This is a genomic window from Ruegeria sp. BHSB058, assembly GCF_059613285.1.
Window position 1 is genome coordinate 1 of sequence record NZ_JBXWSF010000048.1, and the last position, 16,482, is coordinate 16,482.

Annotated in this window: 15 protein-coding genes and 1 tRNA gene; 8 read left to right on the forward strand and 8 right to left on the reverse strand. The window is 62.1% G+C overall.

Going from position 1 to position 16,482, the window contains the following annotated elements:
* On the reverse strand, window positions 1-1,679 hold a 1,679-nt coding region (locus AC2FNB_RS12950; RefSeq protein ID WP_496746914.1), incomplete at its 3' end, for a class I tRNA ligase family protein.
* Window positions 1,680-2,123: 444 nt separating this feature from the next.
* Here AC2FNB_RS12950 and AC2FNB_RS12955 point away from each other — a divergent pair.
* Both AC2FNB_RS12955 and AC2FNB_RS12960 read left to right on the forward strand, forming a co-directional pair.
* On the forward strand, window positions 2,124-4,415 hold the full coding sequence (locus AC2FNB_RS12955; RefSeq protein ID WP_496746917.1) for a xanthine dehydrogenase family protein molybdopterin-binding subunit: 2,292 nt from the start codon (window positions 2,124-2,126) through the stop codon (window positions 4,413-4,415).
* A complete protein-coding gene (locus AC2FNB_RS12960) occupies window positions 4,393-5,469 on the forward strand; it encodes a T6SS phospholipase effector Tle1-like catalytic domain-containing protein (RefSeq protein ID WP_496746920.1) in 1,077 nt (358 codons plus the stop codon). The genes AC2FNB_RS12955 and AC2FNB_RS12960 overlap by 23 nt, the downstream gene beginning before the upstream one ends.
* Before the next feature lie 7 nt (window positions 5,470-5,476).
* Here the strand turns inward: AC2FNB_RS12960 and AC2FNB_RS12965 are convergent, their stop codons facing one another.
* Both AC2FNB_RS12965 and metF read right to left on the reverse strand, forming a co-directional pair.
* Window positions 5,477-5,962 carry a PaaI family thioesterase gene (locus AC2FNB_RS12965; protein ID WP_480749216.1) on the reverse strand — a complete coding sequence of 162 codons (486 nt, stop codon included), beginning with the start codon at window positions 5,960-5,962 and terminating at the stop codon, window positions 5,477-5,479.
* 61 nt (window positions 5,963-6,023) lie between these two features.
* Window positions 6,024-6,890 (reverse strand): methylenetetrahydrofolate reductase [NAD(P)H], encoded by an 867-nt coding sequence (gene metF, locus AC2FNB_RS12970; protein ID WP_496746923.1) that lies wholly within the window; start codon window positions 6,888-6,890, stop codon window positions 6,024-6,026.
* A gap of 97 nt (window positions 6,891-6,987) precedes the next feature.
* On the opposite strand from metF, the gene AC2FNB_RS12975 reads away from it, so the two are divergent.
* Together AC2FNB_RS12975 and AC2FNB_RS12980 are read left to right on the forward strand one after the other, a co-directional pair.
* On the forward strand, window positions 6,988-7,893 hold the full coding sequence (locus AC2FNB_RS12975; protein WP_480749218.1) for a LysR family transcriptional regulator: 906 nt from the start codon (window positions 6,988-6,990) through the stop codon (window positions 7,891-7,893).
* A gap of 97 nt (window positions 7,894-7,990) precedes the next feature.
* Complete coding sequence (locus tag AC2FNB_RS12980) at window positions 7,991-8,776, forward strand: inositol monophosphatase family protein (RefSeq protein ID WP_496746927.1); 786 nt, start codon at window positions 7,991-7,993, stop codon at window positions 8,774-8,776.
* Window positions 8,777-8,850: 74 nt separating this feature from the next.
* Here AC2FNB_RS12980 and AC2FNB_RS12985 read toward each other — a convergent pair whose 3' ends face one another.
* Genes AC2FNB_RS12985 through putA form a run of 3 tightly spaced genes read right to left on the reverse strand, consistent with a single transcriptional unit; the run spans window position 8,851 to window position 13,402 of the window.
* On the reverse strand, window positions 8,851-9,216 hold the full coding sequence (locus tag AC2FNB_RS12985) for a GFA family protein (protein WP_496746930.1): 366 nt from the start codon (window positions 9,214-9,216) through the stop codon (window positions 8,851-8,853).
* A complete protein-coding gene (locus AC2FNB_RS12990; protein ID WP_480749221.1) occupies window positions 9,213-9,956 on the reverse strand; it encodes a rhomboid family intramembrane serine protease in 744 nt (247 codons plus the stop codon). The genes AC2FNB_RS12985 and AC2FNB_RS12990 overlap by 4 nt, the downstream gene beginning before the upstream one ends.
* A gap of 41 nt (window positions 9,957-9,997) precedes the next feature.
* Window positions 9,998-13,402, reverse strand: a complete 3,405-nt coding sequence (gene putA, locus AC2FNB_RS12995) for a bifunctional proline dehydrogenase/L-glutamate gamma-semialdehyde dehydrogenase PutA (RefSeq protein ID WP_496746932.1) — start codon at window positions 13,400-13,402, stop codon at window positions 9,998-10,000.
* A gap of 103 nt (window positions 13,403-13,505) precedes the next feature.
* Here putA and AC2FNB_RS13000 point away from each other — a divergent pair, with 103 nt between their 5' ends.
* The 3 genes from AC2FNB_RS13000 (at window position 13,506) to AC2FNB_RS13010 (ending at window position 14,765) form a co-directional block, all read left to right on the forward strand.
* The gene (locus tag AC2FNB_RS13000; RefSeq protein WP_480749223.1) at window positions 13,506-13,994 is read left to right on the forward strand and encodes an Lrp/AsnC family transcriptional regulator; all 489 of its coding nucleotides are present in this window, start codon (window positions 13,506-13,508) and stop codon (window positions 13,992-13,994) included.
* Window positions 13,995-14,024: 30 nt separating this feature from the next.
* Window positions 14,025-14,591, forward strand: a complete 567-nt coding sequence (locus tag AC2FNB_RS13005; protein WP_496746937.1) for a tetratricopeptide repeat protein — start codon at window positions 14,025-14,027, stop codon at window positions 14,589-14,591.
* Between the two features lie 89 nt (window positions 14,592-14,680).
* Window positions 14,681-14,765 (forward strand) — tRNA-Leu (locus tag AC2FNB_RS13010).
* Between the two features lie 74 nt (window positions 14,766-14,839).
* Here AC2FNB_RS13010 and AC2FNB_RS13015 read toward each other — a convergent pair.
* A complete protein-coding gene (locus AC2FNB_RS13015; protein WP_496746941.1) occupies window positions 14,840-15,064 on the reverse strand; it encodes a hypothetical protein in 225 nt (74 codons plus the stop codon).
* A 413-nt stretch (window positions 15,065-15,477) separates the two neighbouring features.
* Here AC2FNB_RS13015 and AC2FNB_RS13020 point away from each other — a divergent pair, with 413 nt between their 5' ends.
* Window positions 15,478-15,675, forward strand: a complete 198-nt coding sequence (locus AC2FNB_RS13020; protein ID WP_496746944.1) for a hypothetical protein — start codon at window positions 15,478-15,480, stop codon at window positions 15,673-15,675.
* 201 nt (window positions 15,676-15,876) lie between these two features.
* Here the strand turns inward: AC2FNB_RS13020 and AC2FNB_RS13025 are convergent, their stop codons facing one another.
* Window positions 15,877-16,278: a hypothetical protein gene (locus AC2FNB_RS13025; RefSeq protein ID WP_480749239.1), complete on the reverse strand. Its 402-nt coding sequence runs from the start codon at window positions 16,276-16,278 to the stop codon at window positions 15,877-15,879.
* Between the last annotated feature and the right edge of the window lie 204 nt (window positions 16,279-16,482).

A 16,482-nucleotide genomic window follows, 5' to 3' on the forward strand; every position in this document is an offset into this window, starting at 1 on the left:
CAATCACTGCCGTAATGTGCCTTTGCTTTCTCTACAGCTTCAGCTTCGCTTGCAGCACAGAAGAATTCAAAGTTGCCTTGAATTGTGTTGTCTTGGTCATCGGTTGGTAAGTCCTTCGGCCCATACCAAACCGGTATCTGGTGCCCCCACCACAGCTGGCGCGAGATGCACCACGGTTCGATGTTTTCCAGCCAGTGGTAATAGGTCTTTTCACCGCTTTCCGGGATGATCTTGACGGTGCCGTCCTTCACGGCGTCCAGCGCGGGGCCGACGACCTTGGCGGCGTCCACGAACCACTGGTCGGTGAACATCGGTTCAATGACCACCTTGGACCGGTCGCCAAAGGGCTGCATGATCGGTTTGCTTTCGACCAGCGGGACGAGTGCCGGGCTGAAGCCCGGCCTATCGTCTTCGTCTTCCGTGGGCTGGGCTTCAACCCGGCTTTGCCCAAGCCGCGGATCATCCGCACGGGTCATGACGGCCAGACCTTCTGCGGTTATCTCTTCGACCACTTTTGCGCGCGCCTCGAACCGGTCGAGGCCGCGCAGGTGATCGGGGACGAGGTTGATGGCGTCGATCTCGTTTTCGGTGAATTCGCGCCCGCGCGCGTATTCCTGCGCCTTGCCCGCCTCCTCGGCGTAAGGCGCACCATCGGCCCGCATCGCGCCGCGCGTATCCATCAGGCGATAGCAGGGGATGTTGCCGCGCTTGGCGACCGCGTAGTCGTTGAAGTCATGCGCGCCGGTGATCTTGACCGCGCCCGAGCCGAAGGTCGGATCGGGGTAGTCGTCGGTGATGATCGGGATCTGGCGGCGGTGCTCTTTCGGGCCAACCGGAATCTCGCACAGCTGGCCGACGATGGGCGCATAGCGTTCATCCGAGGGGTGCACCGCGACCGCGCCGTCGCCCAGCATGGTCTCGGGGCGGGTGGTGGCGATGGAGATGTAGTCGCGTTCCTCTTCGAGGATGACGTTGCCGTCCTCGTCCTTTTCCACGTAAGTGTAGGTCGCGCCGCCTGCCAGCGGGTATTTGAAGTGCCACATGTGGCCGGCGACCTCGATATTCTCGACCTCGAGGTCCGAGATCGCGGTCTCGAAATGCGGGTCCCAGTTGACCAGACGCTTGCCGCGATAGATCAGGCCCTTATCGTACATGTCGACGAAGACCTTGATAACGGCATCATGGAAGTTGGGTGAATTTTCGTGCCCGGTGCGCGGGTCACCCGGCGCGCCCGCCATGGTAAAGGCGTTGCGCGACCAGTCGCAGCTGCTGCCCAGACGCTTGAGTTGTTCAATGATCGTGCCGCCGTATTCGCCCTTCCACTCCCAGACTTTTTCAAGGAATTTCTCGCGTCCCAACTCGCGCCGACCTTCGTTGCCCTGCGCCGCGAGCATCTTTTCCACCTGCATCTGGGTGGCGATGCCCGCGTGGTCCTGACCGGGCTGCCAGAGCGTGTCGAAGCCGCGCATCCGGTGCCAGCGGATCAGGATATCCTGCAGCGTGTTGTTGAAGGCATGACCCACGTGCAGCGCACCGGTGACGTTGGGTGGCGGGATCATGATGGTAAAGCTTTCGTCGCGCGATCTGTTCGCGCCCGCCTTGAAGGCGCCCGCCTGTTCCCAGGCCTTGTAGATGCGGGCCTCGGCTTCGGCCGCGTTGAACGTCTTTTCCATCGCCATGGTGGTGATCCCTTCGTCAATCGAGGGTCCAATTACCCAATGAAGGCGCGAAGGAAAAGGCGGCAAAGGCGTTTTCTTTGCCTTCGGGGCGCGGTGCGGGCGGCACGGGCGGGATTTGGGTATTCATGTCCAGAAAGAAGCCGCAACGGTTTGTTAACTAGAATCGCCGCAGCCTGGGCGGGCGGTACAGGCTGGAAAGCCGATGGCCGCACCAGGAAGAAGCGGCCTTTGCGTGCTGGCGGGGATGTCCCTCCTACGTTCGGACGGCTGGCGGCAAGGGCGCTTCGGCCTGCATTTTCTGGATGTGCATGCCTCAGGCTGGCTGTGTCCGGGTTGCTTAATGAAAAATCCAAACAAGCGCGCCGCAGGCGCACAATTGGTGCACTGGACATGCGCGCAGCACGAGCTAGGGTCGCGATCTGAACTGTTTGGAAGGGGCGCATCATGGAGAAATTCGGAAAAAGCCAGCCGGTCGCACGGATCGAGGATATCCGGTTTCTGACCGGCGGCGGCGCGTATCTGGAGGATTCCGTTCCCGAGCATGCGCTTTACGCCGCCTTTTTCCGAAGTTCCGTGGCCCATGCGGTCATCACGGCGCTGGATCTGGACGCCGCGCGCGGGATGGAGGGGGTTCATCTGGTCATGGCGCTGCGGGACCTGAAGGCGGCGGGCGTGAACACGGCGATGAGTGCAACCGTTCTGACCAACCGCGACGGGAGCAAGGGGGCCGCGCCCGAGCGGCATATGCTGGCGGCGGATCGGGTCCGGTTCGTGGGTGAACCGGTTGCCGTCGTGTTTGCCGAAACACCGGAGCAGGCGCGCGATGCGGTCGAGGCGATCTGGATGGAGACCGAGGATCTGCCCGCCAAGATGGATGTGGCGCCGGGCGGCGAGGTGATCCATGCCGAAGCCCCCGACAACCGGGCGTTTGATTGGGGTACGGGCGACGAAGCGGGGACCGAGGCCGCGTTTCGGGATGCGGCGCACAAGGTTGCGCTGAGCGTTCACGACAACCGGGTGATCGTGAATTCGCTGGAACCGCGTGGCTGTCATGCCGATTGGCGGGACGGGCGGCTGCATTTTGCCTTTGGCGGGCAGGGCGTCTGGGGGATGAAGGCGCAACTGGCCGAGAAGCTGGGACTGGAAAGCGAGGCGGTGCATGTCACCATCCCGGATGTCGGCGGTGGGTTCGGAATGAAGGCGATGCCTTATCCCGAGTATTTCGTGGTGGCGGCGGCGGCCCGGTTGACGGGGCGACCGGTGTTCTGGATGTCGGAGCGGACCGAAGCGATGCTGAGCGACAATCACGGGCGCGACCTGACATCGCTGGCGGAGCTGGCCTTTGACGCGGATTACAGGATCACTGCCTATCGCGTACGAACGCGGTGCAATCTGGGGGCCTATAACAGCCATTTTGCACAGGCGATCCAGACCAATCTGTTCAGCCGGGTGATGATGGGGGTCTACGACGTCCAGAACGTGTGGCTGCAGGTCCAGGGCTTTTACACCAACACCACGCAGGTCGATGCCTATCGCGGGGCGGGGCGGCCCGAGGCGATCTACGTTCTGGAACGTGTCATCGACCGCGCCGCACGCGAGCTTGGCATCGATCCCTGGGAGTTGCGGCGGAAAAACTTCATCCGGCCCGAGGCGTTTCCGTACAGGACCGCGACGGGGGAGACCTATGATGTGGGCGCGTTCGACATGGTTCTGGGCCGAGCGCAGGATCAGGTTCAGGGGTTCGAGGCGCGAAAGGCGGCGGATCTTGAACGTGGCCTGCTGCGGGGGCAGGGCCTGTGTTACTATATCGAAAGTATTCTGGGCGATCCTTCGGAAGGGGCGAAGGTTGAGTTCAATTCGGATGGTACGGTGAGCCTTTTTGTCGGCACGCAATCGAACGGGCAGGGGCACGAGACGGCCTTTGCCAGCTTTTTGTCGGATCAGACCGGCATCCCGATGGACCGGATCAGGGTGGTGCAGGGCGACAGTGACCGGATCGGGCAGGGAGGCGGCACCGGCGGGTCGCGTTCAGTCACCACGCAGAGCCATGCAACGCTTGTCACGGTTGATCAGATGGTTGCCGCATTCATGCCCTATCTGGCGGATAAGATGGGGGTGAAGGAGGATGAGGTGAGCTTTGATCACGAAACCTTCCGTGCCGCCGGGTCGAATCTGACCCCGACACTGCTGGAGGCTGCGGCGATGGCGCGCGAGGATGGTCGCAAAGACCTGCTGAGCCATGCGGCGCGGGCGAAACTGCCGGGGCGCAGCTATCCCAACGGGGCGCATGTTGCCGAGGTTGTGATCGATTCCTTCACCGGCTTCGTGACCGTAGACCGCTATACGGTCGTCGATGATTTTGGCAACCTGATCAACCCGATGCTGGCCGAGGGGCAGGTGCATGGCGGGGTGGCGCAGGGGATCGGACAGGCGCTGTGCGAGCATGTGGTGCATGATGCGGACGGGCAACTGCTCACGGCAACGTTCATGGACTATGCCTTGCCACGGGCCGTTGACGTACCCATGATTCAGTTTACCTCGGTTCCGGTTCCGTCGACGGCCAACCCGATGGGGATGAAGGGCTGTGGCGAGGCCGGAACGGTGGGGGCGCTGGCCGCGGTCGCAAACGCGGTTCAGGATGCGCTCTGGGACTGCGGGGTGAGACAGGCCGATATGCCGTTCACGCCGCACAAGGTTTGGGATTTGCTGACACATGGTTCTGTCGCGGCTAAGTAGGAAAATTCTGGGATGGCTTGGGCGGCCGCTGCGGTCGGAGCATTCCAAGGAGACGCGGCATCGCGAACCGCAGGCGCATGTGATCATTCTGGACGGCACCATGTCGACGCTGGAGCCGGGGCACGAAACCCATGCGGGCCAGGCCTATCGGCTGTGCTGCGAGATGGGTGGGCGGGTATCGGTGTTCTATGAGTCCGGTGTTCAGTGGAAAAGCTGGAAGACCACACCGGACGTGATGATGGGACGGGGCATCAACCGGCAGATCCGGCGCGCCTATGGCTATCTCGCATCGCGGTACAAACCCGGCGACAAGATCTATCTGATCGGCTATTCGCGCGGCGCCTATGGGGTGCGCAGCCTTGCGGGGGTCATTCAGATGATCGGGCTGCTCAGGGCCGAGCATGCGACCGAAAGAAACATCAAGCAGGCCTATCGCCACTATGAATGCAACGTGTTCGGCACCCATGCGGCTGAATTCCGGCACCGGTTCTGTCACGAAGAGATCACCATCGAGATGATTGGCGTCTGGGATACGGTCAAGGCGCTGGGCATGCGTTTGCCGCTGCTGTGGCGCTGGGCTGAGGAGCGGCATGCGTTCCACAACCACCAGTTGGGCTCCAGCGTGCGCCACGGTTATCACGCGCTGGCGCTGGATGAAACGCGCGAGGTTTTCATGCCCGTTTTGTGGGACACATCGGCGGATTTCGAAGGGCATGTGGAACAGGTCTGGTTCCGGGGCACCCATGGGGATGTCGGCGGCCAGCTTGGCGGGTACGAGGCGGCGCGGCCGCTGGCAAATATCTCGCTGGTCTGGATGCTGGATCGGGCCGAAGAGCATGGGTTGCCGCTGCCCGAGGGATGGCGCCGGCGGTTCCCGACCGATCCCACTGCGCCGTCTGCCGGGACATGGCGCGGCTGGGGCAAGATATTCCTTTTGCGCAGCCACCGTACCGTGGGTGCCGACCGGTCGGAGCGGTTGCATGAAAGCGTCCGGCCCGAGACCCTGCCGAACTGGGCACATGTGCCCGAGGCACACTCACACCCGGCGCAATAGGTGCCGTTCAGCCGCGCGGCAGGTTCAAAACGATACAGGTGGTCGAGCCGGTTGCGTAAAGCCGCCCATCCTCGATGCCGCGGATTTCGCCATGCGCCACGCCGGTCGAGCGGCCGACGTGATCGGTCACGCCGACGCATTCGATTTCGGTGCCCAGAGGAATGCCGCGCAGGATGTTGATCTTGTATTCGAGCGTCGTATAGGCCGCACCACGGGGAACGCAGGACTGAACGGCGCAGGCCATGGCACTGTCGAGCAAGGTGCCGTACCAGCCGCCGTGAACCGAGCCGAGCGGATTGCAGACCTCCATCGTGGGCGTTCCGCGAAAGGCGACGCGGCCTTCCTCGGCAGCGTAGAGTTCGTATCCCAGCGTTCTGGCGATGGGGGGCGCGGGCAGCTTGCCCTCGAGCATGCCCTGAAGGAATTCCAGCCCGGACATGGTGGCCATATCCGCTGGCCCCAGAAGTTCGTTGAAGTCTTTGGCGTAATACATGCGTCTGCGTTCCCTCGGGGTGTCCGGGGAACGCTAGCAGTCAGGTTTTTGCGGGCAAGGTTTACGCCACGTTCTGCAGTTCAACCTTTGGTGTGACGCCAAGTGCGTGGCACACATCGCGGGTCAATTCGGGGCGGTTCAGCGTATAGAAATGCAGCTTGTCGACGCCGCCCTCGATCAGGTCGGTGCACAGCTCGGTGCACAATACTGTCGCCAGCAGGTCTTCGCGGTTGTCGCGCATCGCCTTTTCAAAGGCATCCTCGACCCAGGCCGGGATGTTGGCGCCGCAGCGGCGGGCGAAATTGCGCGCGCCTTTCCAGTTCTCGATGGGCAGGATGCCCGGCGTGATCTGCTTGTCGATGCCCGCCTTGGCGCAGGCGTCGCGGAAGCGGAAAAATGTCTCCGCCTCGAAGAAGAACTGGGTCAGCGCCTCGTCGGCGCCGGCATCCAGCTTGGCCTTGAGCCAGTCGACATTGGCGTCATGGCTGTCGGCTTCGGGGTGCTTGTCGGGATAGGCACCAACACGGATGGTGAACTTGCCGGTATCTGCCAGCGCCTCGATCAGTTCGACTGAATGGGCAAAACCGCCGGGATGGGGTTCGAACCGGCCCTCGCCCGCCGGTGGGTCGCCGCGCAGGGCGACGATGTCGGTCACGCCGACCTCGGCAAAGCTGTCGGCGATGGCCAAAGTTTCCTCTTTGGTCGCGCGCACGCAGGTCAGATGAGCCGCCACGTTCAGCCCCGAGGTCTTGTGCAGCGTGGACACCGCATCGCGGGTCAGCTCGCGGGTGGTGCCGCAGGCACCGTAGGTGACCGAGACGAATCGCGGGTCGAGCGGAGCGAGTGTGTGCACGGTATCCCAAAGGCGGAAAGAAGCCTCGAGGGTTTTGGGCGGAAAGAACTCAAAGGAGACTTTTGGCGCGGTCATCAGTTTTCTCATCGCTAAGAATTTGATCCCTTGTTGCATGGTACGCTTTGTGAGACAAACTCATATTACTCAAGAACAACATGAGTCACTTTGTAGAATGCACATCGAATTTCGCCATCTCCGCACCATCAAGGCCATTCATGAGTGCGGCGGGCTGGCCCGTGCGGCGGATCAACTGAACATCACGCAGTCGGCTTTGAGCCATCAGATCAAGGGGTTGGAGGATCAGGCGGGGGTCGAGCTGTTTCTGCGGCGGTCCAAGCCGATGAAACTGTCGGCGGCGGGGCTGCGCCTGTTGCGGCTGGCCGAGCAGATCCTGCCGCAGGTCGAGGCGATGCAGGCCGAGTTTTCGTCGCTGCGCGACGGGCGTACGGGACGGATGCATATCGCCATCGAATGTCACGCCTGTTTCGAATGGCTGTTCCCGGTGCTGGAGGCGTTTCGCAAGACATGGCCGGATGTGGATGTGGACATCCGGCCCGGTCTGGCCTTTGACGCGCTGCCCGCGCTGCAGAAGGAGGAGGTCGATCTGGTGGTGTCCTCGGATCCTGAGGACCTGCCGGGGGTCGAGTTTGTGGAACTGTTCGACTATGATCCGGTGTTCGTGGCGGCGTCGTCCCATCCGCTGGCCGAAAAACCGTTCATCGAGGCCGAGGATTTCCGGGGGCAGACCCTGATCACCTATCCGGTGGAGCGCACGAGGCTGGATGTGTTCAGCCAGTTGCTGATCCCGGCGCGGGTGGAGCCGGCGGCGATCCGGCAGGTGGAGCTGACGGCGGTGATCCTGTTGCTGGTGGCGTCGAACCGGGGCATTTCGGTGCTGCCGGACTGGGTCGTTCGCGAGGTGAAATACAACTCGGACTATGTCACGCGGCCCCTTACCAGCGATGGTATAACCCGGCGGCTTTATGCGGCGGTGCGCTCGGAGGACCTGGAAAAACCGTTCGTTCAGGAACTGGTGAAACTGGCGCGCAGCGAGGCGCGCAAACTGCAGGCGCAATAGGGCGCAAACCGGGGGGCAGCTATGCGCATCATGCCCCTTGGCAAGCCCGCCTTGCCCCAGTATACGCGCGGTTTGACCGGACAGGAGCCCCACGACAATGAATGGCAGTGCGAATCTCAACATCATGATCAAGGCCGCGCGCAAGGCGGGCCGTTCTCTGGTCAAGGATTTTCGTGAGGTCGAGAACCTGCAGGTGTCGATGAAAGGGGCGGGGGATTTCGTTTCGAAGGCCGATATCGCCGCCGAGAAGATCCTGCAAGAGGAACTGATGGGCGCGCGCCCGACCTATGGCTGGCTGGCCGAGGAAGGTGGCGGGATCGCGGGCGAAGATCCGACCCGGCGCTGGATCGTCGATCCGCTGGACGGGACCACCAATTTTCTGCACGGGCTGCCGCACTGGGCGATCTCGATCGCGCTGGAGCACAAGGGCAAGATCGTGTCGGGCGTGATCTATGATGCCGCCAAGGACGAGATGTTCTTTGCCGAAAAGGGCGAGGGCGCGTGGATGAACGACATGCGCATTCGCGTTTCGGGTCGGCAGCGGATGATCGAATCGATCTTTGCCACCGGTCTGCCGTTTGGCGGGCGGTCCGATCTGCCGGCAACGCTGCAGGATCTGGCGCGGCTGATGCCGGCTTGCGCCGGGGTGCGGCGCTGGGGTGCGGCGGCGCTGGACATGGCCTATGTGGCGGCGGGCCGGTACGAGGGTTTCTGGGAACGTCGTCTGAACGCCTGGGATCTGGCAGCGGGTATCATCATCGTGAAAGAGGCGGGCGGGCTGTGCGAGCCGCTTGACCCCAAGGGCAGCATCTTGTCGGATGGTGAGGTGATCTGTGCCAACGAGCCGATTTTCGACCATTTCGCCAAGGTGATCCGGGGCTGATCCGCAAAAACCGATGCTGGGCATCGGTGCCTCAGGCGGGAGTATTTTCGAAAAGATGAAGCGGCGGGGGCGACCTAGCGGTCTGACGGGTGGTTGACGCCGTCGGTCCACGGGATCGGGCCGTGGGTGCGGGGATTGCCGCCCTCGATACAGCCCAGGTTGACGCCGCATTCGGCGGGGTTTGCGCGTCGCTGGTGATAGACATAGATGCCGCAGGTCTTGCAGAAATGGTGTTTGGCCGTATGCGTGCCCCAGGTGTAGAGCGTCAGGTTGTCGGCGCCTTTCAGAACCTTGAGCGAAGCGGCGATGGCGGTGACGGCGGCAGCGCCCCGGCGGATGCAGAAGGAGCAGTCGCAGCGGGTAGCCGAAGCGAGGCCCTGCGGGAACTCGGCCTCGATCTCGACAGCGCCGCAATGGCAGGTGGCTTTCAGGCGGGTCATCGGCGGGGCACCTTTGGAATGCGGGATCGGGACAGTTTGTAAGCGTGTTCGGGGTGGGGCGGCTGACCGTGCGTGCGCTGCCAATAGTGGCGTCCGCCGCGCCTGAGCCAGAGCGGGATGCAGAAGACCAGCCCGATCACGAAGCCGCCCGAATGCGCCCAATAGGCGACGCCTCCGTGATCGGGGTCGGAGGCGAGGCTGCCAAGGAACTGCATGCCCAGCCACACGCCCAGCATGATGAAGGCCGGGATCGTGATGATGCGGACATAGACGATCAGGATCAGCAGGATATCGACGCGCGCCCGGGGAAACAGCAGCAGGTAGCCGCCCATGACACCGGCGATGGCCCCCGATGCGCCGACGGTGGGCACCAGCGAGCCCGGCGCCGAGACCACATGCGCCAGCCCTGCCGCAATGCCGCTGGCGAGGTAGAAAATCAGGAACGGCACATGGCCCATCTCGTCTTCGAGGTTGTCGCCGAAGATCCAGAGGAACAGCATGTTGCCCGCCAGATGCATCCAGCCACCATGCAGGAACATCGAGGTGACCAGCGTTTGCAGGCCATAGCCGTCGGCCACCCGCGCCGGAATGACGGCATAGTCGAAGAAAAAGCGGGTGAGCAGCCGGTCATTGTCCATGATGCTCACATAGCTGAGGAAAATCAGGACATTGGCGGCGATCAGGGCGTAGACGACATAAGGCGTGCGCCCTGACGGGTTGTGGTCGCGTATCGGTATCATGGGGGGACGCTGGGCCTTTCGTGGCCCAGCGTCAAGTCAGGTTATGCCGCACCTCCCAGGAGTGCCGCGTTGCCGCCCGCGGCGGTGGTGTCGACGCAGACGTGGCGTTCACCCACCACGCGGGCGCGGTCGGGCTTGCCGGGGATGAGCGGCAGGATCGGGCCGGCGCGTCGGGCCAGGTGACGCTCTATCTCGCGCCCGGTCTCATCGTCGCCCCACCACAGGACGCCCGAGATGCCCTGGATATGTTCGAGCTTGTGCAGGTCGAGCGCGCCGGTGGCGCAGATCGCGGTGCCGCCCTGGGCAAAGACACTTTCGGCTTGCTGGCGCACCGTGTCGGCGTCGGGGCCGAGGCACAGGAGCGGTTCGCGCGGGATTTCACTGAGCCGGTTCGACTCGCCGGTCGGGCCGGGCAGCGTATGGGTCTTTACCGCCGCCGGTGTGCCGGTTGGCCTGGGCAGATCCGCCATGACGGTAGCCCACGCCGCGCCGCCATTGCGACGGTCGGGGGCGCAGAAGCGGGCCAGATAGTTCGGGCCGCCCGCCTTGGGGCCGGTGCCCGAGAGCCCCTCGCCGCCGAAGGGCTGGCTGCCAACGATGGCGCCGATCTGGTTGCGGTTGACATAGATGTTGCCCGCATGCACCGCTTCGGTCACGTGCTGCACGCGGTCGTCGATGCGGGTTTGCAGACCGAAGGTCAGGCCATAGCCGGTGGCGTTGATATCGGCGATGACATTGTCGATTTCATGCGATTTGAACCGGGCCACGTGCAGGACCGGGCCAAAGATTTCCTCTTCCAGCGCGGCAATGCCGGGGATCTCGATCATCGTGGGGGCGATGAAGGTGCCCTGGGGTGGTGTGGCCAGCTCTTTCAGGACGCGGCCTTCGGTGCGGGCCTTGGCCACGTGATCGGCGATGCCCTGACGCGCGCCTTCGTCGATGACGGGGCCGCAATCTGTGGAAAGGTTCCAGGGGTTGCCGACCTTGAGCGCGTCCATCGCGCCCTGAAGCATGGTCAGCACGTCATCTGCGATGTCTTCTTGCAGATAGAGGCAGCGCAGGGCGGAACAGCGCTGGCCCGCAGACTGGAAGGCGCTTTCGATCACAGCCTGTACCGCCTGTTCGGGCAGGGCGGTGCTGTCGACGATCATGGCGTTGAGGCCGCCGGTTTCGGCGATCAGCGGTGTGCCGGGGGTCAGGTTTTCGGCCATCGCCTTGCGGATGCGCAGGGCGGTGGCGGTCGAGCCGGTGAAGGCCACACCGTTCACCCGCGGGTCCGAGGTGATCGCCGCGCCGACGGTGCTGCCACGGCCAGGCATCAGTTGCAGCGTGGCACGGGGCACGCCCGCCTCGTGCATCAGTTGCACCGCGCGGTGGGCGATGAGCGGGGTCTGGTCAGCGGGTTTGGCCAGCACGGCGTTGCCCGCGGCAAGCGCCGCCGCGACCTGTCCGGTAAAGATGGCCAGCGGGAAGTTCCACGGGCTGATGCAGGTGAAGATCCCGGCGGGTTTGGCCGTCGGTGCGTTGGCGCCGTAGTAGCGCAGGAAATCCACTGCCTCGCGCAGTTCGGCCACGGCGTCGGGGATGGATTTTCCGGCCTCGCGGGCGAGGATGGCAAAGATTTCGCCGAAATGCGCCTCGTACAGGTCAGCGGCCCTGTTCAGGATCGCGCCGCGTTCGTCTGGCGTGGCCTCCCACGTGTTGGCCGAGGCCAGCGCCAGTTCGATATCTTCGGGGCTGCACATGGAAACGGTGCCGATGACGCCGCCGTCATTGGGGTTTGTGACGTCCTTGGAGGCTTCGGGCGCAGCGGCGTCCGCCAGCAGGGGAGCGGCATTCCACTGGTGCGTCAGCCACGGGGCGCGGGCCTTTTCGATCTGGTCGAGAGTGGGTACATGATGCAGGTCGAAGCCCTTGGAGTTGACCCGCTCGGGGGCAAACAGCTCGGGGCCTTTGGGCAGGTTCTTTGCGGGTTTCTGAACGGTGTCAAAGGGATCGGCGGCGACCTCTTCGGGGGGAACGTTTTCGTCGACGATCTGGTTGACGAACGAGCTGTTGGCGCCGTTTTCCAGCAGACGGCGCACCAGATAGGCCAGGAGGTCGCGATGCGCGCCGACGGGCGCATAGATGCGGCAGCGGGTGTTCTGGCGGTCTTTCACCAGGCTGTGCAGGGTTTCGCCCATGCCGTGCAGACGCTGGAATTCGAATGGCTGTCCGTCCTGCGCCATGTGCAGGATTGCCGAAACGGTGTGTGCGTTGTGGGTGGCGAACTGTGGATAGATGCGGTCGGTCATGCCCAGCAACTTGCGGGCATTGGCGATGTAGGAGATGTCGGTTGCCGCCTTTTGGGTGAAGACGGGGAAGCCGTCGATGCCGGCAACCTGCGCGCGCTTGATCTCGGTATCCCAATAGGCGCCCTTGACCAGTCGCACCATCAGCTTGCGGTCGTGGCGTTCGGCCATCTCGTAGAGCGTGTCCAGAACCAGCCCGGCGCGGGGGCCGTAGGCCTGCACCACGATGCCGAAGCCGTCCCAGCCCGCAAGCGCCGGTTCGGCCATGACCTCTTCGATCACCTGCAGCGACAGCGACAGGCGGTCGGCCTCTTCGGCGTCCACGTTCAGGCCCATTCCGGCGGCCTTGGCCAGCAGCGCCAGCGCACGCAGGCGGGGTACCAGCTCGTCCATGACGCGTTTTTCCTGCGCCACCTCATAGCGGGGATGCAGGGCCGAGAGCTTGACCGAGATGCCGGGGTTTTCGCGGATGTCCTTGTGGGTGCAGGCCTCGGCAATGGCGGCAATGGCGCGCGAATAGGACAGGTGATAACGGGCGGCATCCTTTTCGGTGCGCGCGGCCTCGCCCAGCATGTCGTAGGAATAGGTGTAACCCTTGGATTCCATCCCGCTGGCGCGTTTCATGGCGGACTGGATGGTCTCGCCCAGCACGAACTGACGACCCATTTCCTTCATCGCGCGACCCACGGCGGTGCGGATCACCGGCTCGCCCAAACGCTTGATCGCGCCGCGCAGGGCACTGACCGGGGCGGCCTTGCGTTCATCCAGCACCTTTCCGGTCAGCATCAGCGCCCAGGTTGAGGCGTTGACCAGCGACGACGAGGAATGGCCCAGATGCTTGCCCCAGTCCGACGGCGCGATCTTGTCTTCGATCAGCGCGTCGATAGTGTCGGCATCGGGCACGCGCAGCAGCGCCTCGGCCAGGCACATCAGGGCGATGCCTTCGTCGGTCGACAGGCCGTATTCGGCCAGAAACACCTCCATCAACCCCGGCGCTGTGCTGGAGCGGATGTCGCGCACCAGCTGAGCGGCAGAGCCACAGATGGCGGTGCGGTCGGCGGGGGTCAGGGCCGCCTGTTTGGTCAGGGCGGCCAGAATGTCGGATTGATCGGCATAGGTCTGGCTGTCGATCAGCAAGCGCAGGTCGTGTTTCATGGTTTCTCCGGGCGTTTTGCGTAGTATACCGCGAGATATACGGGACAATCGCCCGAAGAGTTGCTAATATTGGTTCAATGACCTGATTTTTGGACGCAATACGATGCAAAACGACTTGCCTGACCTGGACCGCTTCGACCGTGCCATTCTCAAGGCACTGGCCGGGGACGGGCGAATCTCGGTTGCCGATCTGGCGCGGCGGATCGGCCTTTCGAAATCGCCGACGCAGGCGCGGCTGAAGAAACTGGAAGCGGACGGGATCATCACCGGCTATCGCGCGCTGATCGATCCGATCCGGCTGGGGCTGGATCACGTGGCCTTTGTCGAGGTGCGCCTGACGGATACACGCGAAAAGGCGCTGGCCGAGTTCAACGCGGCGGTTCGCAAGATCGGAGAGGTCGAGCAAGCCCATATGATTGCAAGCAATTTCGACTATCTGCTCAAGGTGCGCACACGGTCGATGTCGGAATATCGCGCAGTGATGGCCGAGAAGATTTCCTCGTTGCCGCATGTGTCCAGCACCTCGACCTTCGTGGCGATGGAAGCGGTGAAAGAGGCGGGTTTGCTGGGCTCGCTCGAAAATGTGAGTTGACGCGGACGTGAGTTGCGTCAGCATTGGGTCATGAAACGCATTCTTTCCGTGCTTGTTGCGCCCGCCTTTGCCGCCAGCGCCGTGCTGGCAGAAACCTGTCCTGACGCGCCCGACCATTCCGAGGGGTTGGGGCGGTTGATCGCCGAGATACAGAATGCGCCGAACGAGACCGAGGCGCGGACCATCTCGAACCAGATGTGGGAGTTCTGGGCGGATGCGCCGAACGAGCAGTCGCAGGCGATTCTGGATCGCGGCATGTCGAAGCGCGAGGCATGGGATCTGCTGGGCGCACGCGAGGATTTCGACCGGTTGATCGATTATTGCCCGGACTATGCCGAAGGGTACAATCAGCGCGCCTTTGTCAACTTTCTGCGGCAGGATTTCCCGGCGGCGCTTGTCGATCTGGACCGTGCCATCGAACTGTCGCCGCGCCATATCGCGGCGATCAGCGGGCGCGCGCTGACACTGATGGGCCTGCAACGGTTCGACGAGGCGCGGCGGGACATGGCCAGGGCGCTGGAGCTGAACCCCTGGCTGCCCGAGCGCGGACTGGCCGCCCCGGGCGGGCCGCTGGCGCCAAAGGGGCAGGATATCTGAAACGGTCGAAAAAAATCTTGGTGATCATCACGATATCACGTTGAGCATCTTTCCGTGACTGAGTAGAGCTTGTTCAGCCACAGGCCGATGCGGGCGTGATGGAATGGTAGACATATCGGACTTAAAATCCGAAGGCCTTGTGCCGTGTGGGTTCGAGTCCCACCGCCCGCACCAAATACATTATTAATAGTGTATTTCAATAATTTGTAGGGATCGCCTTGTTTTCAGCCCACCTTTTGTGTGGCGCTTCATGCTCGATCTGTACTCTCGATCTCCTGAATTGGAAAATCCATGGTGGGTGAAGGCCAAGGGCTCCACTTTTCGTCGAGCGTCATTTTTTGATGACCTGATTCCTGGTTTCCTATTTCATCGTCGGGAACGTCGCGCACCTTCTTTGAAAAGGCACATGAAAAATTTCGACGCTTCGAACTCTTCGATCTCAGTTTGGCCTTGAGCCGTGCACGATCATCCATTCGCCGCCGCCGTTGTTGGGCACGATCCTGGCGCTGCTGGCAGCCCTCGACCTGGAACTATTGGTCAGAACACGCAGTAAGGGCTCCACATCTGATTTTGACAACATATTCGACTGAAGTTCCGCAGTGAAGGAGTGACAGCCGTTAAGGCGCAGCGGTTTTTTTGTTCTCAGTTCTTGTGACGCAGGATGACGAGACCGTTCAGTTTGTTAGTGCCGAACCCAGATCCTCAACGCCGTGTTTCCGATTGCTGAACATAGGCAGGCAGCCGTGTCAGACGCGAGGCAAGCCCCGCTTCAACAAGAAAGTTCCCGTGCGCCAGGGCATTCCTTGCGAGGCAAGTTTCTCGCTGACAGCCCCTTGGTGCCAGCTTTGATCATGTTCATCGAAACACTCAAAGCGGGGATCGAAAAATGGCTACTCAAACTCTGAAACTGAACGCCAAATCCGGCGAAAAAGACGGCAAGAACTTCTGGGACCGCTGCGGGGTGCTCTTCGTCAACACCGACGACCGCGGCAACATCACGTCGATCAACGTCAAACACAGCATGTTCCCCGACGTCGAAATGGTCGCCTTCCCGCGCCGCGATGGCCATTCAGTCACCGATTGACCGCGGTGCCGGGACGGGTGTCCCCGGAGCTGGGTGTGGATCGCTGCCAACTGGACCTCGACAAGCGTCCGTTGTTGCTTCGGTGCGGCTCCTCAGACCGGACTTTCGCTGCAAGAGCAATATCGGCAGTTGGGGGAACTGGTGCTATGCGGGACAAAGCCGCCATTCATCTGCAATGCTCGATGTCTGTTTTTGGAGAGGTCACCTAGGGTATAGTAATTCCCCATTCGCCAGTTGTTCTTCCAACTCTGGCCGAAAATATACCTCTGCTTGTTGTTCTTCACCGCGACACGCTCCGATCCACTCGCCACTATACCGTTGGAGCGCTTCATTAATGAAACACACCGCTACATCTTGTTGTTTCTTTGAAGAAAACCCGGATTCAATTGCAATGGGCTCATATCCGTTGGAAGCATCGAAATCGGCTTCCCCCAACGACCTGTAACCCTGAGTCAATTGATGTCGATAGAGCGGTACACCGAGCGATCCTATGACCCAAGTTGTTGAATGCTTTGGACCTCGATAGACACTAGGTGGGTAGGGTTCACCATTTTTTTGTGCGATCTGAACGCTCATTCCATCTATTTCGAGGTACACGAACATGACACTGTCCATGCCTCGGTTAGCACGAACGAATTTAATGGACGTTGTCGGATCATTGGTAACAATCGCGCGGCATTTATGGTCGTACCAGAAGTCCAAACCAATGGAGGATCTGTATACGCGAGGCTTGCATACAAGTTTCACATTCGGATCTGGTACGCGTCTGTTGGATGATTGTGTCAACTAATTCTACCGAGTTTTTGC